Consider the following 20,570-nt stretch of genomic DNA (forward strand, 5'->3'; position numbering starts at 1 on the left):
ATTTATCGAATTAATGAAAAATTAGAATTAAACACTTTGGGCACACCATTTTCAATATAATGTACTTTAAACCAATAATCACTTGCTGGTAACTGACTTCCTCTATATGTTCCATCCCAATTATCGTTTACACCAAGATCTTTTAAGAGTTTACCATATCTATCAAAAATTAACACTTCAGAAATGCTAACATTTTTTGTTTCTTCAATTCTCCATGAATCATGAAAACCATCTCTGTTTGGTGTAAAATACTCTGGATATCCAGAAGTCAATTCGACTTTAGTACTAAGTTCACCACACATCTTAATATCTCTGACGGTTATGGTATGTTCTGCTTTAGTAACACCATCAAAAAAATTAGATTCTTGCCAATCCCCATTATCTATTTTATACTCATATTGTCCGTTTCCGGTTACCGTAACTTCATATCTACCACTATTAGAAAATGCTCCTGATATTAATTCTGCTTTAATTTCTTCTGGTGGATACGAGTCTACAATCTTAATACCTTTGGATATAGAACATCCATTAGCTAGATTTGTTATTTCTATTGAGTAATCTCCTGAAACCTGAGGAGTAAAAGATGCATTTATTTCTCCGGGAATTTCATTTCCCATTACCGCTTGAAGGCCCGCATACCACTGAAAAGCATATTGAGTAGTATCTAATTCTAGTTCAATATCATTTGGTAATATATTAATTAATGTTCCTTCTTGGTCCAGACATCTTGTATATTCTTCTTCTAAAGTAATTGGAGCTATGGGCAGTGCTGTAATTGTGAAAGGAACTGTAGTATAACATGTTTGTGTTGATTCTGCAATTCTAAGCCAAATCGTCTGAGGAGAAGAAATATTTTTATAATCATTAGGTGTAGCAATTACATTCTCTCTAATAGATCCCTTATAATTTTCTGCATCGTCTTTATTGAGATGATATGATACTTTATATACCGAAGGGTTCTGACTTCCTAATACCAAAAGAGTATTGTTACTAAAATCAAAAGAAGCTATACCATCGCTTTCTGGATCACAAGATTTAAGGTCATCTGGTGAGGCTGCTATTACTGGAGGAATTGCGAATTCTATATCAACTGAATCAGATGATGTGCATAAACCAGAAACATCAATATCTACACTATATGTTCCATCCTGTGTTACCTCTAATTGCTCTCCTCCTGCTAGTAATGTAGTTCCGTCGCCAGGTGCCAAAGGAATGCCACCTTTCATCCATACATAGATAGATCCACTTCCAATAGTAGCAGTTAATATTATTGATTCTCCTAAACAACCAGGATTTCCTTTTGCGATAGTTCTATCATCTCCTAGATTTCCTCCAATATCAAAGCTTCCTGCTGCCAAAAACACTGCAGAATCATATTTTCCGTCTTGATTTTCTGCAATAACCAGTTTAATTGTATATCGCTCACCGACAACTACACTCCCCGAAGCTTTCAAAACTTTTGTGTAACCATTGAAATTTATTGGAGCAAGACTTCCAGGTGGAATGGTTCTATTGTAAAAATTTGGGTTTTTCGGTATACACTCTGAAACTTGATTGATTGTATCATCATAATCTCCATCATAATTTAGATCCACTCCTTCGTTAACCGTAGTTACTTTAATAGGAATATTTGTACCTGGTACCACTGCTAAGTTTCTTGAATTTCCTGAAGAGTCGGTAAGAATAAAAGCAAAGACATCAGAAAATGTACAAGGAAAACCTGCGGTATACTCTTCTGATGCAAATAAAAAATCGAAACTAATAAAATCTATAGTTGGAACAAATTCAAATTGAATATAACTTGCATTAAATAAATTAGCCGTATTAGTAACCAATCCCAGATCAGCATCACCACCCCATCCTGAACTATCCCCTTCAGACAAAGCAGTTATTCCATTTGGACCAACGGCACTTCTTGCATATCCAGTACTTAAAATTACTCCTCTATCAATCTCAAAACCAGAATTATTAGATTCAAAATAACCTATACCGTTAATTCCAAAATTGGTTCCTGTGAAAGAAGAGAAATTTTCTACCGTTGCACAAGGGCTATCTACCAAAACATCTTCTACTAATTGTGCTACAGTAAAAGAATGGTCATCAACCGTGATCTGAGCATTACCCAAAAAAGCGAATATCAAAAAAAAGAATACTACTAATTCCTGAACTACTTTTTTAATTTTACTCATACAATTAAGAGGGTAATTTCTTCCGATAATCTAATTGTTTATGTTCTCTACCCTAACAACAAGTAAAAAGACGATTACCCTATTTTTTATAAAAAAAATAAAACAAAAACACAATCATCTATTCAAGTAGAAACTACGGTTTTTTTATTTCGTAAAAATAATTATTATATCAATTTATCTGACAAGTCCTTCAGCTTTTTCTTTAATGATATCTGCCACTGGTCTTCCTTCAATATTACTTTCGAGCCATGATAAAATATCCAGGTATAAAAAAGCTCGTTTTTCATAAGGATGATCTTCATACTGTTTTAACCTTTTATGAAGCTTTCTAAACTCTTCTTTAATTTGGTGTGGATAAATATCTCCAAGGTTTTTAAGGAACTTGATCATTTCTTTTTGCACTTCATGTAAATCATCCATTTTAATCAAGAATCGATATGTTTCTTTTAATTGGCTTTCTAAATGATAATCCATTCCCGCTTCATAATGAGCTACCAAACTTAGTACTCTGGAGAAGCACATCAAGTCTTCTCTCATCTTCAAGGATTTATTATTAATAATTTTGGTTAGGTATTCAATACATTTTCTATGATTCGCCATTCCAAAATACAAACAGCCAATTTTATAATAAAGCACCATTATATGATGATCATCTAAACGGTTTTTAAATTCTGAAATCCCACTAAGGATCTCTTCTACCAAATATTCTCCTTCATCAAAACTACCTTCTAAAAAATGCACATTCAATTTATTGTTATAAATAAATTGGAAAGATAAAACCTCTATATTATCATCTTTAGGAAAAGTAAAATCAGCAATGTTATTTTCAAATTCTTGTAAAGTAGATTTTAATTGTGTTTTATCTTTTATTAAATACAAAGACTCTAATAAGTAATGATTTCCTCTAAGAAAAAAAAACAGGGTTTTGAATAATCATCTTTGGATGTTCATAAAACAAATCCAACCATTTTTTCGAATACTTATAGCATGATAAGAAATCCTGAACAATGAAACTATACCACAGGTGAGCTTTATATAGCCAAAGTTTTTCTCTAAACCCTAACATATTCCATTCATATTTTGGTAGTTTTCCATTAAAATAATTAGTGATTTCTTGATGTTCTTTATCATTTCTCACATAACCACTTTTGAGCATTAAACCATATAGTTGAAGAGATAAATTGGATAGTCTGCTAGTCAATACATTTTTCATACTTAGCATTTTGGCTTCAACAGTTAGTTCGTCTGCTCTACTATTGATACTTCTGGTTATGTATTGTGTTTCTATAATTTTTTCGAACTCTACTATTTCATACGCGATATTATGTTCTTCATTTTCCATAGCCAGAGTTTTTGCTTTATCTAATATTTTTAAGCTTTGTTTATATAGCCCTTTATGGTATAGAATAGAAGCAAAATCTAATTGTTCTCGTATCTGTGAACGTATATTTTGATGTAAAGGACTCAATCTTAAGCTAATTAATATTTGCTTATATAAATGAGCCTTGAGGTTAGAAAATTGCTGTTTTTTTACAATTCCTTTTGAAACAACAAAATCTTCATCCAGAGAATCATGTTTATCCAGATGATTAAAAAGAGCTAGAAATTTAGAGTCTGTGTTCACTCCTAACCGCCCTACATATACCTTAAATTGTCGTTTTTCTGATTTAGAAAGCGATTTCACTAAAACAAACAATGGATCTTTTTGGTCATTAGTCATTGTATGAAAATATAATATAATTAACTGATTTAAAAATAGTTATGTTTCAATTAAAAGATTTTAGCATTGTAAAATCAGTAATCAAATACTTCCCTTTTGAATTCCCAAAATATAAATTCGTAAGAGATTAAAGAAACATCTTTTAAGAATATTTTAAAATAATGGTGTTTTAGAGAGAACACTAAAAGTCAAATTCACTATATTTCTATGAGTAATAATAAAGTTCAAATATTCGATACCACACTAAGAGACGGAGAACAGGTCCCTGGGTGTAAGTTAAATACGCAACAGAAATTAGTTATTGCAGAACAACTTGACCTTTTGGGGGTAGACATAATTGAAGCTGGGTTCCCTGTTTCAAGTCCAGGAGATTTTGCTTCGGTAAGTGAAATCGCAAAAATCGTTAAAAATGCAACTGTATGTGGATTAACCAGAGCTGTAGAAAAGGATATTAAAGTTGCTGCTGAAGCTTTAAGTTATGCTAAAAAACCTAGAATTCATACAGGTATAGGTACTTCTGAATCTCATATTAAATATAAATTTAATTCTACTCAGGATAAGGTAATAGAAAAAGGAGTTGCTGCGGTAAAATATGCAAAATCTTTTGTTGAGGATGTTGAGTTTTTTGCAGAAGATGCAGGGAGAACCGACAATGAATTTTTGGCTCGTGTATGCGAAGCTATGATTAAAGCCGGAGCTACTGTACTTAATATTCCTGATACCACAGGGTATTGCTTACCAGAAGAATATGGAGCAAAAATTAAGTATCTTAAAGAGAATGTAAAAGGTATAGATAATGTTATTATTTCTTGTCACTGTCATAATGATTTAGGCCTTGCTACTGCAAATTCTATTGCAGGAGCAATCAATGGTGCTCGACAAATCGAATGTACTATTAATGGTATTGGTGAACGTGCAGGTAATACATCTCTAGAAGAAGTGGTCATGATTATGAAACAACATCCGTACCTAAATCTAAATACTGATATTGATTCTAAATTATTATACGGAACTAGCCAAATGGTATCTGATCATATGGGTATGATGGTACAACCTAATAAAGCCATTGTTGGAGCTAATGCTTTTGCTCATAGTTCGGGAATACACCAGGATGGAGTAATTAAGAACCGGGAAACTTATGAAATTATTGACCCCGAAGAAGTTGGAGTTACAGAATCTGCTATTGTACTTACTGCCAGAAGCGGAAGAGCTGCATTAGCATATAGAGCTAAAAAAGTTGGTTATGAGTTATCAAAACTTCAATTAGATGATGTTTATTCTGAATTTTTGAAATTTGCTGATCGCAAGAAAGAAGTTATCGATGAAGACATTCATCAAATCATGAGAAATACTAATGTAGCTACTGTAGTAGCATAAAATAATACTAAAAACCTACAAAAGCTTTAGTTCTTTTGTAGGTATTTTATATACATATGAAGAAAACTTTATTTGACAAAGTATGGGATGCACATGTAGTCAAAGAGATACAAGACGGTCCACAAATATTATATATTGACAAACATCTAATCCATGAAGTTACTAGTCCACAAGCATTTGGAGAATTAGAACAACGTGGTATTCCTGTTTTCAGGCCTGATCAGATTGTAGCTACAGCTGATCATAACACTCCTACAGAGGATCAACATCTTCCTGTCAAAGATGCATTATCCAGAAATCAACTCGAACAGCTTACCAAAAACTGTAAGAAAAATGAAATTACACTATATGGTCTTGGCCATAAATACAATGGTATTGTTCATGTAATGGCACCAGAGTTAGGCATAACACAACCAGGAATGACTATGGTTTGTGGTGATAGTCATACTTCTACCCACGGTGCTTTTGGAACCATCGCTTTTGGTATAGGAACCAGTCAGGTAGCACAAGTATTTGCTAGTCAGTGTTTACTGCTTCAAAAACCTAAAAGCCTTAGAGTAAATGTAAATGGGCAATTAAAACCGGGAGTATTACCCAAAGATGTGATCTTATATGTGATTGCAAAACTAGGTACTAATGCTGGTACCGGATATTTTTGCGAATACGCTGGAAATGTATTTGAAGATATGTCGATGGAAGGTAGAATGACCGTCTGTAATATGAGTATCGAAATGGGGGCTCGTGGAGGAATGATTGCTCCAGATGAAACTACTTTTGAATATATCAAAGGAAAAGAATTTGCTCCTACAGGTGATGAGTTTGGTAAAAAAGTTGCCTACTGGAAAACATTACCTACAGATAATGATGCTGTATTTGACAAAGAATACCATTTTGATGCAGCAGATATCGAACCCATGATTACGTATGGTACTAATCCCGGAATGGGAATCAAAATCTCAGAAAATATACCTGTAGAAAATAATGCTTCATTCGAAAAATCATTAGCATATATGAATTTTGAGAAAGGGCAATCTCTTGTGGATAAAGAAATTAATTATGTTTTTATAGGAAGTTGTACCAATAGTAGAATTGAAGATTTTAGAATTGCAGCAGACTATATTAAAGGTAAGAAAAAAGCAAACAATGTAACTGCTTGGTTTGTTCCTGGATCACAACTCGTAGCACAGCAGATTGTTGAAGAAGGATTAAAAGATGTTTTTGAAAATGCAGGATTCAAATTACGACAACCAGGATGCTCTGCCTGCCTTGCAATGAACGATGATAAAATTCCTGAAGGAGAGTATTGCGTATCTACTTCTAATCGTAATTTCGAAGGACGACAAGGACAAGGTGCAAGAACAATTTTAGCAAGCCCTCTGGTTGCTGCAGCAACAGCTATAGAAGGAAAAATTATTGATATTACTAAACAACTAAATTGATTATGGATAAGTTTATCAAACTAACATCCTCTGCTATACCACTATCTATAGAAAATGTAGATACCGATCAAATCATCCCTGCACGGTTTTTAAAAGCTACTAGTCGTGATGGATTTGGAGAAAATTTATTTAGAGATTGGCGTTTTCATAAAGATGGAAGTCTAAATCAGGATTTTGTATTAAATGACACTACTTATAAAGGTAAAATATTAGTAGCAGGAGATAATTTTGGGTGTGGTTCTAGTAGAGAACATGCAGCATGGGCAATCAATGACTATGGTTTTAAAGTAGTCGTATCCAGTTTCTTTGCTGATATTTTTAAAGGAAATGCACTTAATAATGGAGTATTACCCATTCAAGTAACTCCCGAATATCTACAGGAATTATTTAGTGAAATCAAAAATGATGCTAATACACAAATTGAAGTAGATCTTGAAGTACAAAAAATTACTATTCTCACTACTAGTTCTTCTTCATCTTTTGAAATTAACTCATATAAGAAAACCTGTTTGATGAATGGATATGATGATATTGATTTTTTAATCAATAATAAAGAAGCTATAGAAGAATTTGAAAACGAAAGAATATAACTAAATAGAATTGTCAGATTGAGCCTGTCGAAGTCTAAACAAATTACAATCAAAAACAGAAAACACTTCGATCTCGGTATGGTAAAAAGAGAATAAACTTATGAAATTAGATATCGCAGTATTATCAGGAGACGGTATTGGCCCAGAAGTAACCACTCAGGCTATAAAAGCATTAGAGGCAATTGCTCATAACTTTGATCACTCCTTTATGTTTAAAGAAGGATTAGTTGGTGCTATTGCAATCGATAAAACCGGAAACCCATTACCCGATGAAACATTAGAGCTTTGCGTTAATACAGACGCTGTATTGTTTGGTGCCATAGGTGCTCCAAAATATGATAATGATCCCAGTGCTCCAGTTCGTCCTGAGCAAGGACTGTTAAAATTACGAAAAGAACTTGGACTTTATGCAAATATTCGCCCTGTAAAAGCCTATTCTACCCTAATCGATAAATCTCCTCTTAAACGTGAGATTATTGAAGGAACTGATATTTCTATCTATCGCGAGTTAACAGGTGGTATCTATTTTGGAAAAAAAGAATTAAGTGATGACGGTAATGTTGCTTCTGATCTTTGTGAGTACTCTAGAGAAGAAATTGAGCGTATTACGCATCTGGCATTTAAAGCCGCTCAAAAACGTAGAAAAAAGCTTACCCTGGTAGACAAAGCCAATGTATTAGAATCATCACGCTTATGGAGAAAAGTAGTTACTGAAATCGCTAAAGATTATAGTGATGTAACTCTAGACTTTTTATTTGTTGATAATGCTGCTATGCAAATGATACTGAACCCTAGTCAATTTGATGTAATTCTTACCGAAAATATGTTTGGAGATATTATTTCAGACGAGGCTAGTGTTATTGGTGGGTCTATTGGTCTTTTAGCCTCTGCTTCTGTCGGAAATACGTGTTGTATGTTTGAACCCATACATGGATCTTTTCCGCAAGCTACAGGAAAAGGAATTGCCAATCCAATTGCTGCAATACTATCTGCTGCTATGCTACTAGAGCATTTTAATTTATTGGGAGAAGCCAACGCGATTAGAGATGCAGTAGAAAAGGCGTTAGAATTAGATATCACTACTCCTGATTTAAACTCTAATAATCCACTTACAACAGAAAAAGTAGGAGATTTTATTGCAGATTACATATTAAATCCAGAGGACTCTAACATCAATTTTGAGAATATACACGTAGGACAATCTACGATTATATAATTTTTTATAATGTTTTTGTTTTAAAAGCAATCAAAGAGGTGTCTTTGGTTGCTTTTTTGTATTTTACAGAACAATACATCTTTAAATAACTTCGATGCGCATTAGAAATTTTATATTATTATTTTTTATAATCACATATCATGCAAATGCTCAGCAAATCACATGTTCTGCAAAAGACAAAGAAATTTTCACAACCAAAATAGCTCAACTTAAAAAAGAATACACTCCAAAAACCAATTTTGGAGAAACTATAGTGTTTGTTGGAAAAACTTTCTTAGGCACTCCTTATGTAGCTAAAACTCTAGAGATAGGTACAGAAGAATCTTTGGTAATTAACCTACAAGGTTTGGATTGCACTACGTTTGTAGAAAATGTACTGGTTTTAAGCCTAATGCTTAAAAATGACAAAGATGATTTTGATGCCTATACTGCATACCTAGAGAAAATACGATACAAAAACGGAAAATTGGATGGCTATGCATCACGATTGCATTATTTTTCTGAATGGATAACCGACAATGAACAAAAGGGTATTTTAAAAAATATCACCGGAAATATTGGTGGTGTAGAAATAGAGAAAGACATAAATTTTATGACTACCCATCGAGAACTTTATCCATTTCTAAAAGATGATAAAAACTTTGAAGGCATACAACAATCAGAAGCTAATATTGATCAATCTTCTATATGCTTTTTGCCGAAAGATCAAATTGAAGAAAATGAAACTTCAATACTATCAGGTGATATTATAGCATTAACAACATCAATCAAAGGATTAGATATCACACATACAGGAATTGCCATACGTAAAGAAGATGGGCGAATTCATTTATTACATGCTTCTTCAAAGGGCCAGGTAGAGATCTCTACGTTGCCTTTGGTTGATTATCTTAAAAAGATAAAAAATAATACCGGGATTATTGTTAATCGGGTGCTGTGATTTTTTTATTAAATTATATTGAATGTCAGATTGAGCTTGTCGAAATCTTTCTAAAAATCAAAAGTTATATTTAACTTAACATCAAACTATTAATCTTGTATACCTTAACTCAAATCGCTAATTTAGTAGTGCTAAAAAAAGAAGATGTTATTTCCCAGAACAAACATAGAACAGCAACTTGGTAAATTAAGGGATAAAGAATGTAATGCCTCTACCTGGAAAGAGCAAGTACATAAAGTCTTCCTGAAAGAAGAGAAGCATGAGAATCAAATTCTTAAAAACCTGGAAACTTCTTCTCACATAGTACAGAATACTTTTGATCTTGATCATGTAGAAACACATAGGATATATCATCTGGATCAAATCAAAAAAATCTGCATTACCTACCGATTACGTTTTTTGGATGCTACATATTTTAAAGGAAAATTACCACTATCTGCAGTTTCTGCTATCAAAAATCTGGAGAAAAAACACCAAACCGAACTGAAGGGATTTAAAATCATTGCACCATCTAAATTATTTAAATTAGAAAATGCTGATGATCCCCTACTCTTTGCTCCTATGGGTAATGACTACTTTTATTTAGTTCACAAATGGGGAAATGATTTGCATCCGCTACGTAAATTCATGATGTGGTTTTTTAAAAGTTTAGAAAACTTACTTATTCTCACCTTTCTCGTAAGTCTTTTACTTACATTTATGGTTCCAGAAGGCATGTTCACAAAACATAGTACTACATCAACGTTTATCATGATTTTATTCTTTATGTTTAAATCGGTAGTAGCTGTGGTGTTATTTTATGGATTCGCACTTGGAAAAAACTTTAATACTGCCATATGGGACAGTACATATTTTAATGCTTAAATATAATCAACACTATGTTTCCTGAAAGTGAATATGAAAGAGTATATACCGGTAGTTTAATCAATGTTCAGTTTTTGCAATCCTTATTACAGGATCAAGGTATTAATTCTATCACTCGAGATGATATGAAATCAGGAATGATCGCTGGTTTTGGTGGTGGAATACCAGATCATATTCAACTTTTTGTAAAAAAGATTGATACAGAAAAGGCCCTTCCTATTATCAACAATAATTTGTCTTAAAATTATGGAAAACGAAAATAAATCACCTCGTAGAACCTGGGACTTGATGATCGGGATTGCTCTTATTTTATTTGGAAGTTTACGCCTCTATAACCGATTACAGGCTGAAGCAGAATGGGGTTTTAGAGCTATCATTACTCTACTGTTTATTGGATATGGTGGATATCTGATCTATAGACATTTTCAAAATTCATCTAAGGGTTAACCGGACCAAGGGTTAGTTTTTTCTCTAACAGTCTAAATCCAGCAAAAACACCATAACCACCTTCTCCTTGTATATTACTGGGAGGTATAATAGGTTGAAAGAAAGGATTTTCTGTTTGATCTCTATTCAAAAATGAAGCTCTTAGAGTAGTATAAATAAGCTCATCTACATTTGCGACTTTTACTGTAACTTCTAAACTTTCATTTGTATTAAAGATAGTTCCATTTGCAGATATGCCTAGTCCATCTCCATTTACATCGGTAGCGAATCTTTCAATATCAAAATTTGCAATAGAGCGGTTTTCTTCTGTACTATTGATCACATTAAATAATGCTCCTAGGATATAAAAATTATTTTTACCTTTTATATCATCAAAACTTACATTAAGATTCTCTACGAGATTATCATCAACAATTCTAAATCCAATAGCAGCTGATACATTTTGTATTTTCATAACAGGAATAGTACAAGTAGCTTTAAATTCTTTTCCTTCGGCTAAGACATTTAGAGTATAGCTTTTTCCTGGTTCTATTAAAAATTCACTAGAGGCAATCTGATATAATTTGTTATCGCTAGAATATCCTAATTCTACCTCATCTTGGTTTTCATTTTTGATAGTTACTACTGCATCTTTAATAATTAAAGTATTTACAAGATCTACTTGTTCAATTTGTAAAGGTTCATCAAACACAGATATCGTTTTAGAAACTTGAACTTTGATTACTTCTTCTTCAGGAGATAAAAAACCATTAATCAAAACCAACTTCTCTCCTTCTGGTCTATTTTTTATCTCTTCTTTTAGGTCTTCGCAACCTAGAACGATAAAACCAATTATTAATAAAATGTATAGTTTCATATGTTAAAATTTTAAACTGTAATTAAACGACGGAAGAAACTGAAATAGATATCTTCTATATAAAGCATTAGGAGAGCTCTGATTTTCGTTAGTAATTTCATAATAAAAAGGATTTTTTCTGGCATATACATTGTAAAACGAAAAACCCCATGTTCTTTCTCTATTACGTTTTGTGGTTTTATGAAATTGAATTCCCAAATCTAAACGATGAAAGTTTTCTCCTTTAAAATTATTTTTTTTGGTATTAAATAATAATATATTATCATTATTGTTTACACCTTCTATCGGAAAATTATCACCAGCAGCAACTCCTAATGTATTTGGGAGGTTATAATTAATCCCTGATGAAAACAACCAATTACCAGAAATAGTCATCTTTTTATTAGGTTTATAAACCCCAACAATAGAGAAATCGTGCCTTCTGTCATAACGTTCATTAAATATTCCCCCTTCATTTAAATCTTCAAATTGTCTTTGAGACCACGACAAAGTGTATCCCAACCAACCGGTTAGTTTTCCTTTCTTTTTTCTTAGCAAAAATTCTGTTCCGTATGCCCAGCCTTTACCAGTAGTAATACCATTTACGAAATCAATAGTTCGAATTGATCCTGTGATTTCTTTTGGGCTTCCAAGATTTGCAAAAGAAACCCCTTCTTTAAACGCTATGATATCATTCATTTTTTTATAATATCCTTCAATGGTTAACTCATAACTCTTGTCTCCAAAATCTTTGGCCAACCCTAAAGCAATTTGTTCAGAAAGTTGTGGTTTTAGTCGATCTGTAGAAGACACCCAAAGGTCTGTAGGCAGACCTATACCGCTATTGGATAATCTATGTATGTACTGATTCATTTTTGCATACGACCCTTTTAATGTAAGCAAAGGAAATAATTTATAGGCTACAGAAAGTCTCATCTCTGGTTTAAAATAACTTTTGGATCTATGTTGAAAATGACTAAAACGTATACCAGGATATAAACTTATTTTATCATTAATTCTCCAATCATCTTCGATATATATTGCACTCTCTATAGTTTTGATTTTTTGTATGTTTACAATCTCCTTTTCATTTACATTTCTAATGTCAATTTCTTTCGGAGTAAAATCATGATAGGTAGAACTTAATCCATACTTAAATGTATGATCAGGGTTAGGATAGTAATTAAAATCAAACTTAATTCCATAATCATTGATCCCAGAGCTTGTTTTAAACATAGAATTTGTTTCTAATGCTCCCTTTTCATCTTCACTAACTGTAAATTTATAGTTACTAAATATTAATGATGTATTAGAGAAGAGTTTATTATTAAATTCGTGATTCCATCGTAAAGTAGAAGTTATATTACCCCAAAGAATTTTCTGCTTAGATTTCTCTTTCTCAACAGCAGTTTTATATCTATATTTATCTTGCCCATAGTATGTGCTCCAATACAACTTATTCTTATCATTTATAACATGATGAAGCTTAGCATTGACATCGGTGAAATAATAAATAAGTTTATAGAGGTCAGTAGTTAGTTACTTATTAATTCTTTGTGATATATTTTATCTCCTTGTACCATTTTTGTTATTAAGTTATTGAAGATCGTAGCTTTACTTTGAGATCTGTTTATCCTAAAACAAAACTCATTAAAATATCTATTGAGATTCTCATCACTTACCCAAGAATAGGTTGTCCTAATCCAAGATTTAACTTGGTGTATCATCGTATGAAGTGCTTTAAAATTCAATCCCCTATTACTGGGTAGTTGAGTTATATTGTATGCCTTTGAAATAGGTCTATATCCTCTCCATTGGTCAGTTGTGACATTAGCCTCTCGGCTAATATGATTAACAAATATGTATTGTAGTGATTGCGCTGAAAAATCATTTATTTTCATAGCGTACATCCTCTTAACTTTACCGTCTTCTGTAAGCTGAACCGCTGTTACAGCCTTCTTTTTCTTACCGTCATAGCTTCTGCCTGTTTTGCCTTGATCTCTACCACCCAAAACAAATTCGTCAACGTGAACATCACCATCCATTGGATTATTCCCACCTGAACCCATAGCCTCCCTAACTTTCAACATAAAAAGTCTGGCTGTCTTTTCTGTTACGCCATAGCGCACACCCATATAGCTTGCAGATAAACTTTTAGTGGTCGTGGACATCTCAAAGCAAATAAAAAATGCTTTTCTTACTCCAAACTTTACCTTATGGAAAAGTGTATTAGCAGTAGCCGATTCGATGTGACCACATATGTTACATTGCCTCGAAAAATCCTTACGAACTTGGCAAGCTGTATGATTACATCTCAAACACTTATAATCCATTTCTGACTTCATTGAAGCTAGGTATTCCTTGCAATCTTCATCGGTTTTGAACCGATCAGAGAACTCTAGAAGATTTTGACCCTTAAAAACATTCATAAAACTATATATTTATTGATCTCCAAGTTAAGTATTTATATACTGACCTCTATAAGTTTATATTCCTTGGACATAAATGGTAAAAGTAATAGATCTGCATATGTTCTTCGACCACTTATCACGAATGACGTTTTTCCTTTTATGATAGGGCCTTCTAGTACTAATGATGATGAAATCAAGCTGATATTTGCTTTGCCCGTAAATTTTTCCTTATTCCCATTTTTAGTATCTATTTTTACTACAGAAGATAGTCTTCCTCCAAACCGTGCAGGAAAACCTCCTTTAAATATTTCTACTGATTTAATAGCATCTCCATTAAATATGGAAAAAATTCCGAAAAGATGATTAGAGTTATAAACCGTGGCTTCATCTAATATAATAAGGTTTTGATCTGGCGTTCCGCCACGAACATAAAATCCGGCAGAACCTTCTCCGCCAGATTGCACTCCTGGCAATAGTTGTAAGGTTTTAATAGCATCTTTTTCTCCCAGAATTGTAGGGATATCTTCAAAAATCGAAGGATTTAGTCTCTCAGAACTCATCTGTGTAACCTGACTTTTATTTGTTTCCTGATCAGAGTTAATAATGACTTCATCAAGGTATTGAGTGTCTAATTCTAAATCAAAATTTATGACACGATCAGAAACAAGATCGATGTTTTTCTTAATACTCTTATACCCAACAAACGAGATCAATACTTGGTAACTACCTTCTGGAATAGAAAGAGAATAAAATCCATAATCATTGGTTATTGTACCAGCATTAAGCTCTGGGATATAAATAGACACACTACTCAGATATTCCTGGCTTCCTTTTTCAGAAATATAACCGCTAATTGTATACTTTTTTGGTCGTTTATAAATCAGTAGTTTTTTACCTAAAAGTTTAAATTGATATAATTTAGAAGGGAAAATGGTTTTTAATACTTGAGCTAAAGTTTTATTTCTAATAGAAATAGATATCACTTTAGAAAGATCAATTGCACTATCTGAATATCCTATTGTAAAATCTAATGTAGTTTCTAATTCGCTCAGAACACTGGAAATAGATACATTTTCTTTGACTAAACTAATTTTTTGATCTAGAATAGTTTCTTGGGCATAACCATCAAGCCATCCAATAAAAAGCACTAGAAATAGTACTCTAACCATTTTTATTCTCACAATAAAGATTAAATCGGCAATTTGATTTTTGCAAAAAAAACGATGTTTTTATGAATTACAATCCCCTCCTTTTATGATAATAGTATTCGAATCAATTTTTTCATATGTGACATCAAATAATATCTTAAGAGTCTCTAAAACATCTTCAAGCGATTCGTTGTCAAAGATAGTAGTTAATGTACAATTAACAAATTCCTTACTCTCGATGATTAGATTTTTATTGTAATACAATTCTATATCTTTAATTACTTGTTCTATAGAAGTTTTTTCAAATCTAAGTAAACCCGATTTCCATGTAGAAAAATTTAGGTTTTCGTTTACAGTTTTTATCAATTTACCACTTACTACTGCAGTAATCTTATCTCCCGGAGTCAAAATTTCTTTTTGATTTTTTGATAAAAACTCAACCTTACCAGTTACTAATACAAGTTCGACTTCTTTTGTCTTAGTATTATTTTTTAAGTTAAATGATGTTCCTAAAACCTTAGTTTCTGTCGCATTGGCAATAACAATAAATGGTTTATCAGGGTCTTTTGTAACTTCAAAAAAGCCTTCACCTTCTAGATTTAAATGTCTGCTGTCTCCTTTAAAACCTTTTTTATATGTAAGTTGGCTACCTTCATTAAGCCAAACTATAGATTCATCGGGTAATATAAATTTATTTTCTATTCCTGCTTTTGCTATTAACGTTACTTCTGTATTAAAAAATGAATTAAAATAAAAACCTAAACCTATCAAAAACACAATAGATGCTGCAATTTTAAGATAAACTTTATTTGACTTTGGTTTCTTCTTTACTGTAGCAATTATGCCAGATTCAAATTTGTTCCATTGTTCATCTACATTAATTTGATCAAAATCTGCTATACTTTCTGAGGTATCCCATATGTGTTTAACTTCTCCAAAATAGATTTTATTAGATTTGGATTCTGCAATCCAATCCTCTACAAATTTTTGTTCATCATCTTTCACGTCACCTTGCAAATAACGTGTTAAGAGTTGTAGTATATGATCTTCTTGTTCGATACTCATTTCTAAAATTAAAACCTGACCCTAAAAGTAATAAATTATTAAGATTATGTTGTCAAAACTATTTAAGTTCGTTAAAAAAACGTTGTTTATCCATTTTATTTTTTTTATCTAGAAAGTAACTTCCTTTTCAGTTAATTGATATCCCGCAAAAACACCAAATCCATTCTCTCCTTCTATATTGTTAGGAGCTATAATAGGTTCTGCTAAAGAGTTTCCATTATTAGAATTATTTAAATATGTAGCCCTCAGGGCTTCGTATAATATTTTTTCTGCATTGGCTACCTGAATCTTTAATTTAAGATTAGGCAATGCAGCAGATAAAGTAAAAAATCCATCTGCAGTGATTACAGAATTTTCTCTACTTATATCTGTTGCAAATTGTTTAAATTCGAAATTTATATTTTCTACTCCGTCATTAGTTGTTCCTCCTCCATTATCAAAAGACTTAGCAACTGCAGCTCCTATGATATAAAAATTACGTTGATCTTTAATATCCCCTATGGTAACTTTCAATAAGCGATTTCCTGAGAATTCGTCTTGTTTTATCTGAATATTATGTTCTATCTTTTGCACCAATGCTATGGGTATTATACAAGATGCTTTATATTCTTTACCTTGGGCCATTACTCTTAAAAAATATTTTTTACCTGGAATAATCGCTAAGTCACTTGCTGGTGCTTCATAGTTTAAAGACGCATCCATATACCTAAGGGCAACTTCATTACCTGCTTCATCAACTATCACCACTGTAGCATCTTTAATTACCATATCTTTAGAATTGGTTGTAGTTGCTCCTCTTGATTTAGATCTAGACACTTGCACTTTCAAAGTTGTATCTTGTGGTGATAAATAGCCATTTATAATAACGAGTTGTTCATTTTTTAATAAGTCGCTTGCATCTACACTTGTTTCGCAACTACATAGTCCAACACTAAGCAGTAATACTATTATATTTTGGAAATACTTCATATTTATCTTTTTATAGTTTTCTAATAATTTTGGTTCAATTGATTTTACTTGTTAAAATTTATAGGTATAATTAATGGATGGAACAAATTGCAGGATCGATACTTTTTTAAGTTTAGTATCCTCAAAATAATAGTAGAAAGGATTCTTTTTTCCATAAATATTATATATTGAAAATCCCCAAGTACGTTCTCTATTTTTTGAAAATCTTTTATGAAATTGAATTCCTAAATCCAAACGATGATAATTTTCTCCTCTAAAATTATTTCGTTCTGTACTAAAAGGTGTTCCACCACTAGAAAGATCTGGGATTGTTATCGGAAAATTACTTGTATTTGATAAAGACTCAGTGTCTGGAAGATTAAAGTTATTTCCTGAAGAAAACAACCATGTTCCCGATAGTGTAATACGATCATTAGGTTTATATATACCAACCAAAGAAAGGTCATGTCTCCTATCATATTTCGAGAAAAACTTACGCCCTTGATTTAGTTCTTCAAATTGTCTTTCTGACCACGATAATGTATACCCTAACCAACCAGTAAGTTTCCCTGTTTTTTTACGTAATAATATTTCTGTACCGTAAGCCCATCCCTGACCTGTGGTAATATTATCTTCCCAATCAATTTCTTTTCCTGTTCCCAAGTCTTCTAATAGTAAAAATGAGGCTCCTTCTTTATATGCTATCACATCATCCATTTTTTTATAATACCCTTCGACAGTAATAGAATATCCATCATCCATAAAATCTTTAGCAACACCTAACGCATATTGTTCAGAAACCTGAGGTTTCAGCTTATCAGTAGAAGATACCCAAAGATCTGTAGGCAATCCTATTCCCGAATTGGAAAGTAAATGAATGTATTGATTCATTTTGGAATATGACGCCTTTAATGCCAAATCGGGTTTTACATTCCAGGCAATAGTTGCTCTTGGTTCCAGATTAAGATAATCTGTTGATTTAAACTGAAAGTGAGTTAACCTTAACCCGGGAGAGAAACTTAATGAATTGGTAATTTTCCAATCATCTTCGAGATATAACGCACTCTCCAGAGATTCGATTTTTTGTGTAATATCAGAATTATTTACTCCTGTTTGTCTTATCCGGGATTGTTTTGGTACAAAATTATGATATGTAGATGCCAACCCAAATTTTATGGAATGCCTAGGGCTTGGATAATAATCAAAATCCGCTTTAATACCGTAGTCATTGATTCCTGAGTCTGTTTTAAATTTAAAAATTTCATTATTAAACTTTTCATCGAACTTTATCCCAAAATTATAATTACTAAAAATTAAAGAAGTATTAGAGAAAAACTTATCGCTAAATTGATGATTCCAACGTAATGTAGAAGTAATATTACCCCAAAACAATTTTGTTTCAGAATCATTTCTTTCTTCTTTATTAACTGCTTTAAATTTATCCTGTCCAAAATAATTACTCCAGTATAGTTTATTTTTTTCATTAAAAACGTGGTGTATTTTAAAATTAAGGTCCATAAAATAATAACCTAACTTAAAATTAGATGTTTGAAAAGGCTTAGACAATAGATCTGCATATGTTCTGCGCCCACTAAAAATAAACGAAGTTTTTCCTTTATTTATTGGTCCTTCGACCAAGAGAGAAGAAGATATCAATCCAACGTTTATTTTTCCACTCAACCTTTCTTTATTCCCATTTTTTGTATCTATTTTAAGCACAGAAGATAACCTACCGCCAAATCTTGCCGGAAACCCTCCTTTATAGGTTTCTATAGACTTAATAGCATCTCCATTAAATACTGAAAATATTCCGAATAAATGATTTGAGTTGTATACCGGTGCTTCATCCAATATGATCAAATTCTGATCCGGGGTTCCTCCTCTTACAAAGAATCCTGCACTTCCTTCATTACCTCGCTGAATCCCAGGTAATAACTGCAATGCTTTGATGACATCTTTTTCTCCCAAAATAGCAGGAATATCCTCTATTTCTGAAGGTTTTATAGACACAACACTCATCTGAGTTACTTGGCTTTCATTCGCTCTTCTATCCCCATCTATAATAACTTCATCTAGGCTTTCGGCCTCTAGCTCCATATCAAAATTGAGTGTGAGGTCATTGTTAAGATCAATCGATTGTTTAATGGTACCATATCCAATATACGATACAATCAATTCATGTGTTCCCCCAGGAATGGTAAGTGAAAAGAATCCGTAGTCATTGGTAGTGGTCCCCACCGTACTACCTGGAATATAAATTGATACACCCGGTAAATATTCCTGACTACCAGATTCTTTTACATACCCACTAATTGTATATTTTTCTGATGTTTTTTGTTGGCTAAATATTTTACTAAAGCCCATAAGTACCACCCAAAAGGCAAGAATTACTTGTTTTGTTTTCAATTTTCTAAAAAATTTAATGATTATATATTCAAAATACCTATTATGACCAAGTCACGGATTTTTTTATATTCTATAGTGATATCACAATACTATTCTTTGAATCCATAATCGCTGAATCTTATGATAATATGAAGTATTGTCAGAACTCTGAGAAGCCCATTGTTGTACAAACGTTTCCTCTTCTGGTGTTGCTTTATCTGAAAAATATTTAATCAAAGCATATTCTAAGTTAATTTGGTTGTGCATATTCATAACAGATTTCATTTTAATAAAAATTATATGTTATTCTTCTTTCTGTAACAAAGCATTTTGCTTCATTCCCGTATCGTTGCTTATATGACGAATAGAAAAGAAGTTACACGTAACCAAAAATGAAAAAAAATGAAAAAAAAAACTATAAAAAACTGATAATCAGAATTATAAAAACAAAAAGGACTACTGATTTTATTTTTTTAAGAGCATTACTAATATGAGTTTCTACGGTTCTCTTGCTAATATTAAGTTCGTCGGCAATCTCTTGATTGGTTTTTCCTTCGAACCTACTTAGCATAAAGATTTTTTGATTTTGATCAGGAAGAGCTCTGATGGCTTTGTAGATTTTTTCTTGTAGTTCTGTTTTTTCTATTTCATCAATATCTTCTTCTACAAGAATTGAGGATTCTTTTTGAATGATATCCTTATGTTGTTGACGAATATTATGAATTTTGATATGATCCAGACATCTATTTTTCACAGATGTATATAGAAATGATTTTAAAGAAGTGTGGATGATAAGTTCATCTTTTCTTTCATATAGTTTTATAAATACTTCTTGTGTGATATCCTGTGCTGTATCAAGATCCAGAACGTATTTTTTGGCATATATAGTAAGTACTTTAAAATATTCCTTAAATACAGATTCAAAAACTTTGACATTTTTGTTTTTGATTTGTTCTATGATAAGTTGATCACCCAAATGTTGATTTTGAAAATTAT

18 protein-coding genes and 1 pseudogene are annotated in these 20,570 nt (G+C 32.1%); 8 read left to right on the forward strand and 11 right to left on the reverse strand.

What is annotated here, in order from left to right; all coding sequences use genetic code 11:
- Window positions 1-2 precede the first annotated feature (2 nt).
- Entirely contained in the window at window positions 3-2,189 is a 2,187-nt protein-coding gene (locus tag ATE84_RS18810) for a T9SS type B sorting domain-containing protein (RefSeq protein WP_101449427.1), read from the reverse strand.
- A 174-nt stretch (window positions 2,190-2,363) separates the two neighbouring features.
- A pseudogene (locus ATE84_RS18815) lies at window positions 2,364-3,909 on the reverse strand (hypothetical protein).
- A 207-nt stretch (window positions 3,910-4,116) separates the two neighbouring features.
- Between ATE84_RS18815 and ATE84_RS18820 the strand changes: the two are divergent.
- The 8 genes from ATE84_RS18820 to ATE84_RS18855 all read left to right on the forward strand — a co-directional run bounded on the left by ATE84_RS18820 (window position 4,117) and on the right by ATE84_RS18855 (window position 10,782).
- A complete protein-coding gene (locus tag ATE84_RS18820; RefSeq protein WP_101449428.1) occupies window positions 4,117-5,286 on the forward strand; it encodes a 2-isopropylmalate synthase in 1,170 nt (389 codons plus the stop codon).
- A 56-nt stretch (window positions 5,287-5,342) separates the two neighbouring features.
- Complete coding sequence (leuC, locus tag ATE84_RS18825) at window positions 5,343-6,725, forward strand: 3-isopropylmalate dehydratase large subunit (RefSeq protein WP_101449429.1); 1,383 nt, start codon at window positions 5,343-5,345, stop codon at window positions 6,723-6,725.
- A 2-nt stretch (window positions 6,726-6,727) separates the two neighbouring features.
- Window positions 6,728-7,315: a 3-isopropylmalate dehydratase small subunit gene (leuD, locus tag ATE84_RS18830; RefSeq protein ID WP_101449430.1), complete on the forward strand. Its 588-nt coding sequence runs from the start codon at window positions 6,728-6,730 to the stop codon at window positions 7,313-7,315.
- Window positions 7,316-7,415: 100 nt separating this feature from the next.
- The gene (gene leuB, locus ATE84_RS18835; RefSeq protein ID WP_101449431.1) at window positions 7,416-8,531 is read left to right on the forward strand and encodes a 3-isopropylmalate dehydrogenase; all 1,116 of its coding nucleotides are present in this window, start codon (window positions 7,416-7,418) and stop codon (window positions 8,529-8,531) included.
- A gap of 94 nt (window positions 8,532-8,625) precedes the next feature.
- The gene (locus tag ATE84_RS18840) at window positions 8,626-9,471 is read left to right on the forward strand and encodes an N-acetylmuramoyl-L-alanine amidase-like domain-containing protein (protein ID WP_101449432.1); all 846 of its coding nucleotides are present in this window, start codon (window positions 8,626-8,628) and stop codon (window positions 9,469-9,471) included.
- 144 nt (window positions 9,472-9,615) lie between these two features.
- Entirely contained in the window at window positions 9,616-10,335 is a 720-nt protein-coding gene (locus tag ATE84_RS18845; protein ID WP_101449433.1) for a hypothetical protein, read from the forward strand.
- A 14-nt stretch (window positions 10,336-10,349) separates the two neighbouring features.
- Complete coding sequence (locus tag ATE84_RS18850) at window positions 10,350-10,577, forward strand: putative signal transducing protein (RefSeq protein ID WP_101449434.1); 228 nt, start codon at window positions 10,350-10,352, stop codon at window positions 10,575-10,577.
- Between the two features lie 4 nt (window positions 10,578-10,581).
- Complete coding sequence (locus ATE84_RS18855) at window positions 10,582-10,782, forward strand: hypothetical protein (protein ID WP_101449435.1); 201 nt, start codon at window positions 10,582-10,584, stop codon at window positions 10,780-10,782.
- Here the strand turns inward: ATE84_RS18855 and ATE84_RS18860 are convergent.
- From ATE84_RS18860 to ATE84_RS18895, 9 genes are all read right to left on the reverse strand, one after another.
- The gene (locus ATE84_RS18860; protein ID WP_101449436.1) at window positions 10,772-11,638 is read right to left on the reverse strand and encodes a DUF4249 domain-containing protein; all 867 of its coding nucleotides are present in this window, start codon (window positions 11,636-11,638) and stop codon (window positions 10,772-10,774) included. The genes ATE84_RS18855 and ATE84_RS18860 overlap by 11 nt on opposite strands.
- A gap of 3 nt (window positions 11,639-11,641) precedes the next feature.
- Window positions 11,642-13,072: a TonB-dependent siderophore receptor gene (locus tag ATE84_RS18865; RefSeq protein ID WP_101449437.1), complete on the reverse strand. Its 1,431-nt coding sequence runs from the start codon at window positions 13,070-13,072 to the stop codon at window positions 11,642-11,644.
- A gap of 80 nt (window positions 13,073-13,152) precedes the next feature.
- On the reverse strand, window positions 13,153-14,046 hold the full coding sequence (locus ATE84_RS18870) for an IS1595 family transposase (protein WP_101447696.1): 894 nt from the start codon (window positions 14,044-14,046) through the stop codon (window positions 13,153-13,155).
- Between the two features lie 35 nt (window positions 14,047-14,081).
- Window positions 14,082-15,197, reverse strand: coding sequence for a TonB-dependent receptor (locus tag ATE84_RS18875; RefSeq protein WP_101449438.1), 1,116 nt, complete (start codon window positions 15,195-15,197; stop codon window positions 14,082-14,084).
- A 60-nt stretch (window positions 15,198-15,257) separates the two neighbouring features.
- Window positions 15,258-16,241 carry a FecR family protein gene (locus ATE84_RS18880; RefSeq protein WP_101449439.1) on the reverse strand — a complete coding sequence of 328 codons (984 nt, stop codon included), beginning with the start codon at window positions 16,239-16,241 and terminating at the stop codon, window positions 15,258-15,260.
- A 108-nt stretch (window positions 16,242-16,349) separates the two neighbouring features.
- Window positions 16,350-17,210 (reverse strand): DUF4249 domain-containing protein, encoded by an 861-nt coding sequence (locus tag ATE84_RS18885; protein WP_101449440.1) that lies wholly within the window; start codon window positions 17,208-17,210, stop codon window positions 16,350-16,352.
- Window positions 17,211-17,261: 51 nt separating this feature from the next.
- The gene (locus ATE84_RS18890) at window positions 17,262-19,595 is read right to left on the reverse strand and encodes a TonB-dependent receptor (RefSeq protein ID WP_233195844.1); all 2,334 of its coding nucleotides are present in this window, start codon (window positions 19,593-19,595) and stop codon (window positions 17,262-17,264) included.
- Between the two features lie 81 nt (window positions 19,596-19,676).
- Window positions 19,677-19,847, reverse strand: a complete 171-nt coding sequence (locus ATE84_RS26315; RefSeq protein WP_158237299.1) for a hypothetical protein — start codon at window positions 19,845-19,847, stop codon at window positions 19,677-19,679.
- Window positions 19,848-19,989: 142 nt separating this feature from the next.
- Window positions 19,990-20,550: an RNA polymerase sigma-70 factor gene (locus ATE84_RS18895; protein WP_101449441.1), complete on the reverse strand. Its 561-nt coding sequence runs from the start codon at window positions 20,548-20,550 to the stop codon at window positions 19,990-19,992.
- Between the last annotated feature and the right edge of the window lie 20 nt (window positions 20,551-20,570).

The organism is Aquimarina sp. MAR_2010_214, from assembly GCF_002846555.1.
Classification (GTDB): Bacteria; Bacteroidota; Bacteroidia; order Flavobacteriales; family Flavobacteriaceae; genus Aquimarina.

Coding starts and splice junctions, on each gene's coding strand:
- ATE84_RS18810 (WP_101449427.1), bottom strand. CDS start 2,189: ATGAGTAAAATTAAAAAAGTAGTTCAGGAATTAGTAGTATTCTTTTTT.
- ATE84_RS18820 (WP_101449428.1), top strand. CDS start 4,117: ATGAGTAATAATAAAGTTCAAATATTCGATACCACACTAAGAGACGGA.
- leuC (WP_101449429.1), top strand. CDS start 5,343: ATGAAGAAAACTTTATTTGACAAAGTATGGGATGCACATGTAGTCAAA.
- leuD (WP_101449430.1), top strand. CDS start 6,728: ATGGATAAGTTTATCAAACTAACATCCTCTGCTATACCACTATCTATA.
- leuB (WP_101449431.1), top strand. CDS start 7,416: ATGAAATTAGATATCGCAGTATTATCAGGAGACGGTATTGGCCCAGAA.
- ATE84_RS18840 (WP_101449432.1), top strand. CDS start 8,626: ATGCGCATTAGAAATTTTATATTATTATTTTTTATAATCACATATCAT.
- ATE84_RS18845 (WP_101449433.1), top strand. CDS start 9,616: ATGTTATTTCCCAGAACAAACATAGAACAGCAACTTGGTAAATTAAGG.
- ATE84_RS18850 (WP_101449434.1), top strand. CDS start 10,350: ATGTTTCCTGAAAGTGAATATGAAAGAGTATATACCGGTAGTTTAATC.
- ATE84_RS18855 (WP_101449435.1), top strand. CDS start 10,582: ATGGAAAACGAAAATAAATCACCTCGTAGAACCTGGGACTTGATGATC.
- ATE84_RS18860 (WP_101449436.1), bottom strand. CDS start 11,638: ATGAAACTATACATTTTATTAATAATTGGTTTTATCGTTCTAGGTTGC.
- ATE84_RS18870 (WP_101447696.1), bottom strand. CDS start 14,046: ATGAATGTTTTTAAGGGTCAAAATCTTCTAGAGTTCTCTGATCGGTTC.
- ATE84_RS18875 (WP_101449438.1), bottom strand. CDS start 15,197: ATGGTTAGAGTACTATTTCTAGTGCTTTTTATTGGATGGCTTGATGGT.
- ATE84_RS18880 (WP_101449439.1), bottom strand. CDS start 16,241: ATGAGTATCGAACAAGAAGATCATATACTACAACTCTTAACACGTTAT.
- ATE84_RS18885 (WP_101449440.1), bottom strand. CDS start 17,210: ATGAAGTATTTCCAAAATATAATAGTATTACTGCTTAGTGTTGGACTA.
- ATE84_RS26315 (WP_158237299.1), bottom strand. CDS start 19,847: ATGAATATGCACAACCAAATTAACTTAGAATATGCTTTGATTAAATAT.